A 13,171-nucleotide genomic window follows, 5' to 3' on the forward strand; every position below is an offset into this window, starting at 1 on the left:
TCAATACCTTTGGACCTGAAGTCCCGTCAATTCTCCGGATCAGGAAAACTCCATAATGACCGCGTCCACTGCAAGGCTGTCTCCCGGCGCTGCCTTGATTGCTGACACGACGCAATCCCGCTCGGCCTTAAGGACATTTTCCATCTTCATCGCCTCGACCACAGCGAGCTGCTCACCGGCCTTGACCTCTTGCCCTTCTTCGACGGCAATCGACACAACGAGCCCCGGCATCGGACACAGCAGCATCTTGGAGGTGTCGGGCGGCACTTTTTCGGGCATGAGCTGATCAAGTTCGGCGACACGCGGTGTCAGAACATTGGCCGTGACGGAATAGCCCTGCCAGTCAAGGCGATACCCGCCTGTTACAGGACGCACCTGAACCGTCACATCCTGATTGCCGACCTTTCCGGACCAGAGCACATCGCCCGGGCTCCATTCCGATTCGACATTTACTACTGGTCCATCACCGATTGCGACATCAAGCTCCACCGGCGTGCCGGGATATCCGGCAGCGATGCGGATCGGCACATATGCCTTGTCGAGCTTTATCACCCAGTCCTCCCGGATCGCTCCGGAATGCGGCCTGAGGCGTCCCGGCAGGTGATCAAGGCGCTCGCGTTCCAACGCTCCCATGGAGAGCGCTACGGCGGCGAGAACCGAATAGGCCGCTTCGTCCGGAACAGCAGGCAAGAACCCATCCGGATATTCATCAGCAATGAAACTCGTGGCAAGTTCGCCCGAGCGCCAGCGAGGGTGATTCATCAATGCCGTCAGGAACGGAACATTGTGCTGAATTCCGTCGACATAAAACGCATCGAGCGCGGCGCTCATGCCGTCAATTGCCTGTTCGCGCGTGGGTGCGTGCGTGATCAGCTTAGCAATCATCGGGTCATAGAACATTGAAATTTCCGATCCCTCGACCACACCGGTGTCGTTTCGGATCGTCAGCTCTTCCGCGTCGATTTCTTCCGGCGGCTGATACCGCACCAGGCGGCCAATTGACGGAAGGAAATTGCGATAGGGATCTTCCGCGTAGATCCGGCTTTCGACCGACCAGCCATTCAATTTGACGTCGTCCTGAGAGATCGTGAGTTCTTCGCCCGCAGCAACCCGGATCATCTGCTCGACAAGATCGACGCCCGTGATCAATTCGGTGACCGGATGTTCGACCTGAAGGCGGGTGTTCATCTCCAGGAAGAAGAAACTCTTGTCTTGTCCGGCAACGAATTCGACGGTGCCGGCGCTGTCATAGTCGACCGCCTTTGCAAGGGCGACGGCCTGTTCGCCCATCTTGCGGCGCGTTTCTTCGTCCAGAAGCGGCGACGGTGCTTCTTCGATGACCTTCTGGTTCCGGCGCTGAATGGAACACTCGCGCTCGCCAAGGTAAATCGCGTTGCCGTGCTTGTCGCCGAGCACCTGGATTTCGATGTGGCGCGGGTTTTCAATGAACTTTTCGACAAAGACCCGGTCGTCGCCGAAGGATGACGCTGCTTCCGATTTCGACCGGGCGTAGCCGTCCATGACCTCGTCAGCGTTCCAGGCGATCCGCATGCCCTTGCCGCCACCGCCGGCCGACGCCTTGATCATGACCGGGTAACCGATGTCCTTCGCAATCTGGACGGCTTGTTCGGGCGACTCGATAACCCCCAGATATCCAGGAACGGTGCTGACTTTCGCATCATTGGCGAATTTCTTGGATTCGATCTTGTCGCCCATCGCTTCGATTGCGCGCGGATTGGGGCCGATCCAGACGATCCCCTCCTTTGCCAGCGCTTCGGGAAAGCTTGAACGCTCTGACAAAAAGCCGTAGCCCGGGTGCACCGCTTCTGCGCCGGTCTCCTTGCAGGCAGCGATGATCTTGTCCGCAACCAGATAGGACTCCGCCGCAGCAGCAGGGCCGATATGTACAGCTTCATCCGCCATTTCGACATGAAGCGCGTCCCTGTCGGCATCCGAATAAACGGCAACAGTCTTGATCCCCATGCGACGCGCGGTTTTCATGACGCGGCATGCGATCTCACCCCGGTTGGCAACAAGAATTTTCGAGAACATTTATTTTCACCCAGCTGGATCGTTTGTTTGTTTGTAGGCTGCGGGTGAAACCGGCGCAACTTATCCAAAGGGCGAGAGTTGGATTTGCTGATGCGTGGAACTTGGCGAATATCGAACCGGTAAAACCTGCTCCTGAAGTGCCATTTCACCCACGCATTCCACATCGTGATACCATCGCGCGTGATCAAAGGTTGGCACACCCGCGACCTGCCGCTGGTTTCCTTTCCCGTGAATGATGATTTCTGTGGTGTCGATCACAACGGCTACACAATGCCTGCAGCACACTTGGATGTGTAACGCGCCTTACCGCAGGTGCACCTGAATATTACGAGGGTACCTACCCTGGGCTGGGCCGATCTTGTTTGGAAAACCCAGACATCAATGGAGCCAAAGATGAAAAACCGCCAATTTGCAACCGCAGCCTTCGTGCTCGGCAGCCTGTTTCTGACAACCGCAGCTGAAGCCAGACCGGATCTGCGCCAAATGTCATGCAATCAGGCACAAAACCTTGTCAGGCAGCACGGCGCAGTCGTGTTCACCACCGGCCAGTACACATATTCCATGTTCGTTTCGAACCGGAGTTACTGCGACTACAATCAGGAACTTTTCATTCAGTACGGCCCGACCCGCGACAATCGCCAATGCCCGGTTGCCTATCAGTGCAAAGAGCCTCTGTTTCCGCGTGGCTTCAATCGCTGGCGCTGATGCAATACGGGCCGGAAAACCCGGCCCGAAGTCGTCATGATGACGAACTGCTTCGACCCTCAGGTCTCAAAGCGGAATGTTGTCGTGCTTCTTCCAAGGCGTTTCGACCTTTTTGGTGCGCAGCAACTCCAGGGCTTTTGCGACCCGCCGCCGCGTTGAATGAGGCCGGATCACATCATCGATGTATCCGCGTTCGGCAGCAACGAACGGGTTCGCAAAGCGGTCTTCATAGTCTTTCGTCCGTTTCGCGATCTTGTCCGGATCACCCAGTTCGGACCGATAGAGAATTTCAACTGCTCCCTTGGCACCCATCACGGCAATTTCGGCACTTGGCCAGGCATAATTGATGTCGCCGCCGATATGCTTTGAACTCATCACGTCATAGGCGCCGCCATAGGCCTTTCGGGTGATCACGGTCACTTTTGGGACGGTGGCTTCCGTGAACGCAAACAGCAGCTTTGCGCCATGTTTGATCAATCCGCCATATTCCTGCGACGTCCCGGGAAGGAACCCTGGAACATCCACAAAAGTGAGGATCGGAATACCGAAGCAATCACAGAACCGGACAAACCTGGAAGCCTTGCGGCTGGCATCGGAATCCAGAACACCGGCAAGAACCATCGGTTGATTGGCAACGATCCCGACGGTCCGGCCTTCAATGCGTCCAAACCCGGTGATGATATTGCCTGCAAAGCTCTTCTGAATCTCGAAGAAGTCCCCCTCATCCACGGTCTTCAGCACAAGCTCGCGCATGTCGTAGGGCTTGTTGGGGTTGTCGGGGATCAGCGTGTCGAGGCTCATGTCGATCCGGTCTGGATCGTCGTGATTGGTCAGTTCGGGAAGGTCTGCCTGGTTGTTCATCGGTAGAAAATCGATCATCCGACGCATTTCCAGCAAGGCTTCGATATCATTGTCGAAGGCACCGTCCGCGATCGAAGATTTTGTTGTGTGGATTGACGCTCCACCTAGTTCTTCTGCGGTGACCGTCTCGTTGGTCACGGTCTTGACCACATCCGGACCGGTAACGAACATGTAGGACGTATCGCGGACCATGAAGATAAAGTCGGTCATCGCGGGACAATAAACGTCACCACCTGCACATGGTCCCATGATCAGGGAAATCTGCGGAATAACGCCCGAGGCCAGGACGTTACGACGAAACACTTCTCCGTAGCCGCCCAGGGCCGCGACACCTTCCTGAATTCGAGCACCGCCGGCGTCAAACAGACCGATAACCGGTGCACGGTTCTGAAGCGCCATGTCCTGCAACTTGGTGATCTTTTCCGCGTGCGCCTCGGACAAGGAACCGCCGAACACCGTGAAATCCTTGGAGAACACGTAGACCGTCCGGCCGTTGACGGTACCCCAGCCGGTTACCACGCCGTCGCCCGGGATATGCTGTTCCGCCATCCCGAAATCCGTGCAGCGGTGCTGCTTGAACATGTCGAATTCTTCGAAGGAGCCTTCGTCGAGCAGAACCTCGATGCGTTCGCGCGCCGTCAGCTTTCCCTTGGAATGCTGACTGTCGATGCGCCGTTGACCGCCACCGAGCCGAGCCGTCTCGCGGCGTTGTTCCAATTCGGCCAGAACTTCTTTCATGCGGTCCTCCAGTTCCCAGTCTGTTCAGGCCGTACCATGAACCAACTGTGAGGCATAGTCAGCACAAGGGCTTAGGAACCGTCTGCGCGGGTCTAACCAGAAGAAACTGGGCAAGAAATGATTTGCAACACATCCCGTGAGGTAATTTTCTAGTATTCTTGGTTCCCGGCAAAGGTGCTTTTCATACCTGCCAGCCTGAATAACACTTTGGAATTTTCGAAATAATTCAGACCATTACGGCCGTTTCTCCGGGCCGAAAGAGAGGTTTTTCGATGTCTTTATACAATCCAGACACCACTTGGATCGCCCTCTTGGGCGGAGGTTTTTCCGGTTCGGTACTTGCCGGGGGCAGTGTTTTTCAATTCGATCTCTGGAACATGGGAAGCAAACGCCTTCCCGTACAAGTGCTCGTCGTCGGAAAACGAGCGGGCCTCATGGCAGAAGTCGGAACCGCATTTGCCTTGCTGCTGGTGACTGGATGCAAGTCCGCAAGGGAGATGAACGGTATCACATCGTCCGGGGTCGATTGGGAAGCGTCACTTGTCGGCGACCTAGACGCAGGTATCAAGTCGGGCGCTAAGTTGTTCAAGGAAGTCATGAAGCACGCCGGCAAGAAGACCGGCGACTGGGCCCTTCAGGAATCGGGCAAGAGGCTGGCCCAATGGATTACCAATGATCTCGGCGTCGTGCAGCCGGGTCCTCAGTTTAATCTGCTGCCTACGCCGCTTTCGGTTTCTGCCGGCGCAGGCATCTTTTACGAATGGCAGACACTCTATCTTCTCGATAATGAGATCGGCTGGAATTACATTTCACCAAAGTATTCGGTCGAGAACCGGTCGGGATCCGTCTACATGCAAATGAAGGACATTCCGGTCAAGGACGGAACAACAATCCATCTCGGCTTTGGTGTTTCGGAATGGCTTTCCATTGATCCGAATATTCGATGGGCCTCAACACGAACCGGGCCCCGGATCGGCCGAAGCAAGTTGCATATCGAATGCACAGTCTATGGAGGCGTGCTTTACGAATCCCGCAGCAGGAACAGTGAGCCCGGCATCAATCTCAGTCAGCTCCAGCCTGCGGGCCGCAGCGAAGCCGGCATGCTGACCGTGACGCAGACGAAGGAAGTTGCCAAGAACGGGAAGCTGACCATTTATCCGCGCATTTTCAAGTTCACCAACTATCCCTACTGGAGCGCGGACGACACCATGACCGTTCATGTTGATGCGCAAGGCAGGTTCACGAAGGTAGACGGCTCGTCAGGCTATCGGGACTAGGAACGCGACTTGAGACTGACGTTAGGTCAGCTAAAGAATGGCTGAATCCATTTGAACGAACGAGGAAAGAGCGGACCAGGCGTCCGCTCGCAGACGCCGCCAAATAACGGCGCGCCGCTTTGTCAACGTCGGTTTTTCACATAACTGCCTAACCTCTAGGCAAATGCGGCGCGATATTGTTCTTTGACACACCTAAGAATTTTGCCATGATTGCCAAAGACCAAAACAATACAAAGGGGAGGCAATGGCGGACGATCGGTCTTTCTTCAACGAAATGCTCGATGATACCGGCGGTCCACGCTCGCCTTATTCAAGGCTTGCCGACTGGCTCGAGGACAAGCCCCCAAACTTCCTGACAAAGAAAAGCCGCGACGCCGAGACGATTTTTCGCCGCCTTGGCATTACTTTTGCGGTTTATGGCGCAGAAGAAGCGACGGAACGCCTGATACCGTTCGACCCCATCCCGCGCATCATATCGGCTTCGGAGTGGCGCCGCCTGTCGGCTGGCATAGACCAGCGTGTGCGCGCACTGAACGCTTTCATGCACGATATCTATCATCGTCAGGAAATCCTGCGTGCGGGCCGCATTCCGGCGAATCTCATTCTTCAAAATGAAGCGTTTCTGCCGGAAATGGCTGGGTTCACACCCGCACGAAAGGTCTATGCCCACATTATCGGCACGGACCTTGTTCGTGTTTCCGAAAACGAGTTCTACGTCCTGGAGGACAACACGCGCACCCCTTCCGGTGTCTCCTACATGATGGAGAACCGCGAAACCATGATGCGTCTGTTTCCCGAGCTGTTTCAGACCCATCGGGTCGCACCTGTTGAACAGTACCCTGAACTTTTGCGCAGAACGCTGGAAAGCGTTGCTCCCGATCCCTCGAAATCGGCGCAGACCATCGTTGTCCTAACACCCGGCATCTACAATTCCGCCTATTTTGAGCATGCCTTCCTGGCTGACTCCATGGGCGTTGAACTGGTTGAAGGACGGGACCTGTTTGTCGACGCCGGCAAGGTCTTCATGCGCACGACCCGCGAACCGGAACAGGTGGACGTTATCTACCGGCGCATCGACGATGCGTTCCTGGATCCCCTCACCTTCAATGCGGACAGCATGCTCGGAGTGCCCGGCCTGTTCGATGCCTACAGGGCCGGCAGTGTCACGATCTGCAACGCCCCCGGGACCGGCATCGCCGACGACAAGGCGATCTACGCCTATGTTCCAGACATCATAGAATTCTACACCGGGCAAAAACCTATCCTGAACAATGTCCCGACATGGAATTGCTCGCTCGCTGACGATCTGGCCTATGTGCTCGACAATCTCGAAGAGATTGTTGTCAAGGAAGTGCATGGATCAGGTGGTTACGGAATGCTCATCGGCCCGACCGCGTCAAAGCGCGAAATCGCGGAATTCCGAAAGGTTCTGGAAGCAAATCCCTCAAACTACATTGCCCAGCCGACACTGGCCCTGTCAGCCTGTCCCACCCACGTCGCCTCGGGGGTTGCACCCCGGCACGTGGATTTGCGCCCCTTCGTTCTGATCGGCGACCAGGTACGCATCACCCCGGGCGGGCTGACCCGCGTGGCTCTTAAGAAAGGATCGCTTGTCGTCAATTCAAGCCAGGGCGGCGGCACCAAGGACACCTGGGTACTCGAGGACTGACACTTTATGCTCGGAAGAACCGCCTCTTCGCTGTTTTGGTTGTCTCGATATCACGAGCGCGCCCAGAATGTTGCCCGGCTGCTGGAAGTGGCCTATCGCGGCGCCATCATGTCCCATCGCGGTCAGGAGCACGGAACCCATTGGGCATTCGCGCTTGCCTGTTCGGGATGCGAACCGGAATTTACGGAAAAATATGACGACATGAACATCCGGAACGTCGCCGCGTTTCTTATGTTTTCCAAGGAGAACCCGGTAAGCGTCCGCAACAGCCTGGAACTTGCCCGCAACAACGCACGGGCCGTGAGAACGGGCATAACCGCCGAACTCTGGGAAGCAATCAACACGACATGGATTGAGTTTATCGAAGTCAATCCGCAAACCATCACTCAGGAACGTCTGCCGGATTTTCTGGCTTGGGTAAACCAGCGCGCGCATCTGTTCCGCGGCGCTCTCTTGAACACGATCCTGCGTGACGATGGATACTATTTTTCGCAGATGGGCAATTTTGTGGAGCGGGCGGACAACACCGCGCGGATCTTGAACACGCAATATTGGGCCCTTCTCCCCGACAGCGACATTGTCGATGACGGATCGGTGGAACGGTATCAGTGGTCAGCTATCCTGAGAGCACTCTCGGGCCGGCGCAGCTACCGGTTCGCATATCCCAACGCCAGAATGAAGGCTTTCAACATTGCGGAATTTCTAATTCTGAGAAAGGCCATGCCGCGATCCCTCGCCCATTGCTACAACTGGATTTCGGATACATCGGAAGACCTGGCGCAGCTTTACAGCTCCCGCGAGCCCAGTCTTGATCTGGCAGAATCGATTTCCCGCGACCTGTCGGAAAAACAGATGCGCGAGATTTATCAGGACGGGCTGCACGAGTTTTTGACCGACTTCATCGGCAAGAACAACCAGTTCGCGCTGCAGCTTTCGAAAGACTACAATTTTGCCTGATCAACGAATTCAGCTTTCTGGTGCCGCATGCAACTGACCGTTCGACACACCACTCGCTACCGGTACGACGCGCCGCTCGCAAACGCCATGCAGCAATTACGCCTGACACCGGAAAACGGGCCTGCCCAAACTGTGCTGGAATGGACGATCGACGCTCCGGGAATATCAAGGGCGACCACCTATAAGGACGCATTCGGCAATTGTGTGCATATGGTTTCACGCAGCGAACCTGTCGAAGACGTGGAAATCACCGCGACAGGCGTCGTCGAAACGCGCGACACCAACGGCGTTCTGGGGCATGAGCCCGATGCGACTGTCCCCCCGCGCATCTACACCCGCGTAACGCCGCTCACACAGTCCAACCAGGCCATTCGAAAACTGGCTGCGCACGCTGAAGGTCACGACCGGATTGCCGGGTTCCACGATCTCATGCACGCCATCAGGTCGAAAGTCGATTACAAGGTCGGCGTCACGGATACGTCTTCTTCCGCAGTGTCTGCGTTGGCGGCGGGTGAAGGAGTGTGCCAGGACCACGCGCATATCTTTATTGCGGCTGCCAGATCCATCGGCATTCCGGCCCGGTACGTGTCCGGGTACCTGCTTCTGGAAGACGAGCAGGCCTCCGAAGCACATCACGCCTGGGCCGAGGTCATGATAGAAGGCCTCGGCTGGACGGGGTTCGATGTCTCCAACGAAATGTGCCCGACCGATCGTTACGTCCGATTGACCGCGGGACTCGATTCCCGCTCTGCTGCGCCAATCAGAGGTATCCGGTTTGGCGGCCTTGAGGAAAATCTCCAGGTTGAGGTCGACGTGGCACAAGCAGCTTTTCAACAGCAGCAATGAATGTCATTTTCCGGACGCCTAACCCGCGTTCACTGTGCTAACAGGGTTTGGGGTGACGTCTGAGGGGCTTGGGAATGACTTATTGTGTCGGCATGAAACTGGATCGCGGCCTGGTGTTCGCCGCAGATACACGTACCAACGCGGGCGTCGACAATATTGCGACCTACAAAAAGCTGCACGTCTGGGAGGATCCGGGGGAACGCGTCATCACGCTCCTCTCCGCAGGCAATCTGGCGATAACCCAGGCAGTGGTTTCCATTCTCAGCGAGCACATCACGTCAGCAGAGAATGACCGCGCCACGCTCATGACGGCCAAAACCATGTTCCAGGTCGCGCGCCTGGTCGGCAGCGCAGTACGCGAGGTTAAGGCGATCGACGGCGAAGCGCTTGCCACCAGCGCAGAAAGTTTTTTCGTCACCTTTATCCTTGGAGGTCAGATCAAGGGAGAAGAACCACGGCTGTTCCAGGTTTACGCCGCCGGGAATTTCATTGAAGTTGCTGAAGACACGCCTTTCCTGCAGATCGGTGAGCACAAATACGGCAAGCCCATTCTCGATCGGGTTACGCGCCCGGGAATGCGTCTCGGCGAAGCAGCAAAACTTGTCCTGCTTTCCTTTGATTCCACGCTGCGTTCCAATCTCTCGGTCGGCATGCCGATCGACATGTTGCTTTACAACAAGGACACGTTCTCAACCGACCGGCAGGTCCGGATTGAACAGGATGACCCCTATTTCCAGAAACTCTCTCAAGGCTGGTCTGAAAAACTGCGCACGGCCTTTGGCGAGATTGATGAATTCGACGTCTGAATTGCCAATACTTCGTGTCAGGAAGCCGTCATAAAGCGGCAGTAGAAGCGGACTGATCAACCGGAGTGGTTTCATGAACAGCAGCACCGCGAACGAACTCGAGCCCATTGTTTGGACAAGGGAAACGTCGCAGGAGCCGCTGGAAGCCAATGACGCGACACTCAAGTCCATCAGAGAGATGATCAAGTCGGGCAATCGGAATCAGATTGTCGATTTGCTCAAACGCTGGGATCCTGTCGATGTCATGCAACTGCTGACCCGGCTGCGTTTGAAACACGCGCGCAAGCTTTTCCAGTGGCTGCCGGCAAATCCATCCATCAAGGTCGTTGCAGAATTGCGCCCAGAGTTCCGCTCGCTATTGATGGAAGAGTCCACGCTCGACCAGTTCCGCGACATTCTCGCGGGCCTGGATCCGGAAGACGCCACGGAAATCCTCAATGAGTTTCCGGACGACGTTGCAGATGAGCTGATTGCGCGCCTTCCCGATGTGGAAGACATCGCCACCCGAGCGTCTTATGCCGACGACACGGCCGGGCGCGTCATGGCGCGAAAGTTTGTCGCCCTGCGAGAAGACTGTACCGCAGGCGAAGCCGTCGACCAGATGCGCGAGGAAGCCGGTCGAATCCGGAAGATCTTCACGGTCTACGTCACTGATGCGAGCGGCAAACTGACTGGAACGGTTGAGGTTGGAAAGCTCTTGCTGGCTCCGAGCGAAACACCGCTTGCGAAGATAATGAACAGGGACGTACTTGCGGTATCTGCAGACACCGACCAGGAAGAAGTGCTGCGCCTGGCCCGCAAGCGAGACATGCGCACCGTGCCAGTTGTCAGCGCTGACGGACATCTCGTCGGCCGGGTGACCCCAAAGCAGCTCACCAGGATTGCGGCTGACGAGGCCAATGAGGACATGCTGCTGATGAGCGGTGTCTCGGGAGAGGCCCGCTCCGATGACACTATCTTCAGGATCGTTCGCGGCCGTTTGCCGTGGCTGCTTGCTGGTCTCGTTGGCGCAAGTGTCGCGGCCACCGTTGTCGGTTCTTACGAGGACCAGCTGGCGGAAGCCGCAATCCTTGCAGCCTTTATTCCTGTCACCATGTCGATGGCGGGAAATGCCGGTCTCCAGGCGTCCGCTGTCGCGGTACAGGGGATTGCCACCGGTGCACTTTGGTCAGGTGACATTGTCTACAGATTGATGAAGGAATTCGTCGCCGCGCTCTTCAATGGTGCGATCGCCGGGCTGATCCTGGGGGCACTGGTCCTGATCGCATCCCTGGTAGTTCCTCTTGAAGCACCTGGTCAGCTCGCCCTGGCAACGTCGCTATCGCTCCTTTGCGTGACGACGCTCGCCGCCATGGTCGGTGCCACCGTCCCGATCATTCTTGACAAGATCGGCATAGACCCCGCCATGGCTATCGGCGTGTTCATCACGTCCTCGAATGACGTTCTTGGCGTGCTCATCTTCTTCCTGATGGCCACGACGTTTTACATGGCCTAGCTGGACACCCAAACAGCCCACCACGTGTGTCTGTCGAATGAAACACCGCTGACCATGAGGATTCCTGGGTCCCCGTTTTCGCGGGGACCCAGGACACGTCATGGCCAATTGCCGGGCAAATGCCCTCAGGCCTTCTCCAAGATCAGCGCCGCTGCATCGAACTCTGTGCGCTTGTAGGCGCGGATCTGGGCAGCTTCCGCATCTTCGCCCCAGCGCTCAATGTTGAAATCCTCTTCCACATGCGCAGCTGACCAGGCGCTTTCAGCGTTGAGGTGCTGCTCCTTCACAGCAAGCGCGAGCAGCGCCGACCCGGTGAGACTGGTCGCGGTATGGAGCGCTGCGAGCCGAAGCGGTGTTTCACTGGATATCCTGTTTCTGAAGGCTGAGAGCAGGTCGTCAGGCTGCGCCGCATGAATGACACCTTCGATCAGCACAAACCTGCCGCCAAGCAGACCACTTGCCCAATCGACCACAGGGTCCCAGAGGCGGCGCTGCGTATCAACGAGGCTCTGTGGATCATCCGCCCGATAACAAAGCGCGTCGTTTCCGGCAAACCCGACAATATCCTCAACCACATCATCGAATTGCAGGGTCACTGCATCCTGCGCAGAGTTTGCAATCCTTGTCAGCGGCATCGTACCCGGATTGATTTCCTTTTCCTGGGCCGCCCATTCACCAGCAACGGCCGCAGCGACGGCTTCGTTGGGCAACAATAACGTCGACTTTCCGGGGGTCTTGACGACCCGCCCGTCAAGCTGGATTGCAAATCCACCTTCGGCTTCCGAAAACGAGGCCTTTTCGTAGAAGCGCTTGGGCAATTCGCGCCGGGAGAGTTCTCGCGCACGCTGTTCCGGGTCCTTAGCCGCGCCTTCATGCAAAGTTTCAAGAAGATCGCGCATCACGCTGTTTCCTTGTCGAATTTAAGAATTTCAAGAAGTGCTGAATCCAGCTCCTGAAAGTCATGAATGATCCGGGTAGCCCCTTCTTCCACCAGCCTGGAATGATCATGATAGCCCCAGGTAACACCGATCGCATGCACGCCGGCATCCCTTGCCATGGCCATGTCAAACCCGGTATCGCCGATCATGACGGTCTGCTCAGGTTCTGCCCCGGTCTCTGCAAGAGCACGCTCAATCATGTCCGGATGCGGTTTCGATGGAGACGTGTCGGCGGTCTGGATCGTCACGAACTTGCCGTGGAGATCATGGGTATCCTGCATGTGGCGCACACCACGCAAAGCCTTGCCGGTCGCAATACCCAACAGGATATCGTCTCGCGCATGCAGGCGGTCAATGGCTTCCCTGGCACCGGGGTAGAGAGGGTCAATCTCCGCGCCTTGCTGACGGCGCATGATCTTGGACTGCCGATACGCGTCGGCCATGACCGGTATCTTGTCCAGGTGCTCGTCTCCGACGAGATCCGCAAACGCCTGTTCAAGCGACCTGCCGACAATCGACAGCGCGGTTTTCCGGTCCGGCATTGGCAGACCAACACGTTCGAACCCCACCTGAAGACCGTGATAAATCGTCTCCTGGCTATCGACCAGAGTGCCGTCGACATCAAAAACTATCAGATACATGACGAGCCCTTCGCCGCTTCAGCCGAGGCCCGCATGTGCCGGGTTTTGCCCGCCCGGTCAAGAGGGCTTGCCTCACCGGCTTAAAGAGGCAGGTGAAAAGTCGGCAGCGGATAGCCACGCGCCTTGGGTCAGTAGCAGCAAGTAATTCAATACAACCAGTGACATACAACTATCGGCCGAAATTGC

General features: G+C 56.6%; 11 protein-coding genes. 7 read left to right on the plus strand and 4 right to left on the minus strand.

Annotated elements, in window-relative coordinates; all coding sequences use genetic code 11:
• Positions 1 to 39: 39 nt before the first annotated feature.
• Positions 40 to 2,052: an acetyl/propionyl/methylcrotonyl-CoA carboxylase subunit alpha gene (locus tag RBB47_RS25000; RefSeq protein ID WP_305988637.1), complete on the minus strand. Its 2,013-nt coding sequence runs from the start codon at positions 2,050 to 2,052 to the stop codon at positions 40 to 42.
• Between the two features lie 393 nt (positions 2,053 to 2,445).
• Here RBB47_RS25000 and RBB47_RS25005 point away from each other — a divergent pair, with 393 nt between their 5' ends.
• A complete protein-coding gene (locus RBB47_RS25005) occupies positions 2,446 to 2,757 on the plus strand; it encodes a hypothetical protein (protein ID WP_305988638.1) in 312 nt (103 codons plus the stop codon).
• 66 nt (positions 2,758 to 2,823) lie between these two features.
• Here the strand turns inward: RBB47_RS25005 and RBB47_RS25010 are convergent, their stop codons facing one another.
• Positions 2,824 to 4,356, minus strand: coding sequence for an acyl-CoA carboxylase subunit beta (locus RBB47_RS25010; protein WP_305988639.1), 1,533 nt, complete (start codon positions 4,354 to 4,356; stop codon positions 2,824 to 2,826).
• Between the two features lie 272 nt (positions 4,357 to 4,628).
• Here RBB47_RS25010 and RBB47_RS25015 point away from each other — a divergent pair, with 272 nt between their 5' ends.
• The 6 genes from RBB47_RS25015 (at position 4,629) to mgtE (ending at position 11,406) form a co-directional block, all read left to right on the plus strand.
• Positions 4,629 to 5,633, plus strand: a complete 1,005-nt coding sequence (locus tag RBB47_RS25015; protein ID WP_305988640.1) for a hypothetical protein — start codon at positions 4,629 to 4,631, stop codon at positions 5,631 to 5,633.
• Between the two features lie 244 nt (positions 5,634 to 5,877).
• The gene (locus tag RBB47_RS25020; RefSeq protein WP_305988641.1) at positions 5,878 to 7,302 is read left to right on the plus strand and encodes a circularly permuted type 2 ATP-grasp protein; all 1,425 of its coding nucleotides are present in this window, start codon (positions 5,878 to 5,880) and stop codon (positions 7,300 to 7,302) included.
• 6 nt (positions 7,303 to 7,308) lie between these two features.
• Positions 7,309 to 8,259 (plus strand): alpha-E domain-containing protein, encoded by a 951-nt coding sequence (locus tag RBB47_RS25025; protein WP_305988642.1) that lies wholly within the window; start codon positions 7,309 to 7,311, stop codon positions 8,257 to 8,259.
• Between the two features lie 27 nt (positions 8,260 to 8,286).
• Complete coding sequence (locus tag RBB47_RS25030; RefSeq protein WP_305988643.1) at positions 8,287 to 9,105, plus strand: transglutaminase family protein; 819 nt, start codon at positions 8,287 to 8,289, stop codon at positions 9,103 to 9,105.
• 74 nt (positions 9,106 to 9,179) lie between these two features.
• Entirely contained in the window at positions 9,180 to 9,911 is a 732-nt protein-coding gene (locus RBB47_RS25035) for a proteasome-type protease (RefSeq protein WP_305988644.1), read from the plus strand.
• A gap of 73 nt (positions 9,912 to 9,984) precedes the next feature.
• Positions 9,985 to 11,406, plus strand: a complete 1,422-nt coding sequence (gene mgtE / locus RBB47_RS25040) for a magnesium transporter (protein WP_305988645.1) — start codon at positions 9,985 to 9,987, stop codon at positions 11,404 to 11,406.
• 125 nt (positions 11,407 to 11,531) lie between these two features.
• Here mgtE and RBB47_RS25045 read toward each other — a convergent pair whose 3' ends face one another.
• A complete protein-coding gene (locus RBB47_RS25045) occupies positions 11,532 to 12,305 on the minus strand; it encodes an ATP12 family chaperone protein (RefSeq protein ID WP_305988646.1) in 774 nt (257 codons plus the stop codon).
• Positions 12,305 to 12,985 carry an HAD-IA family hydrolase gene (locus tag RBB47_RS25050; protein WP_305988647.1) on the minus strand — a complete coding sequence of 227 codons (681 nt, stop codon included), beginning with the start codon at positions 12,983 to 12,985 and terminating at the stop codon, positions 12,305 to 12,307. The genes RBB47_RS25045 and RBB47_RS25050 overlap by 1 nt, the downstream gene beginning before the upstream one ends.
• Positions 12,986 to 13,171 lie beyond the last annotated feature (186 nt).

The organism is Roseibium sp. MMSF_3544 (assembly GCF_030732845.1).
Classification (GTDB): Bacteria; Pseudomonadota; Alphaproteobacteria; order Rhizobiales; family Stappiaceae; genus Roseibium.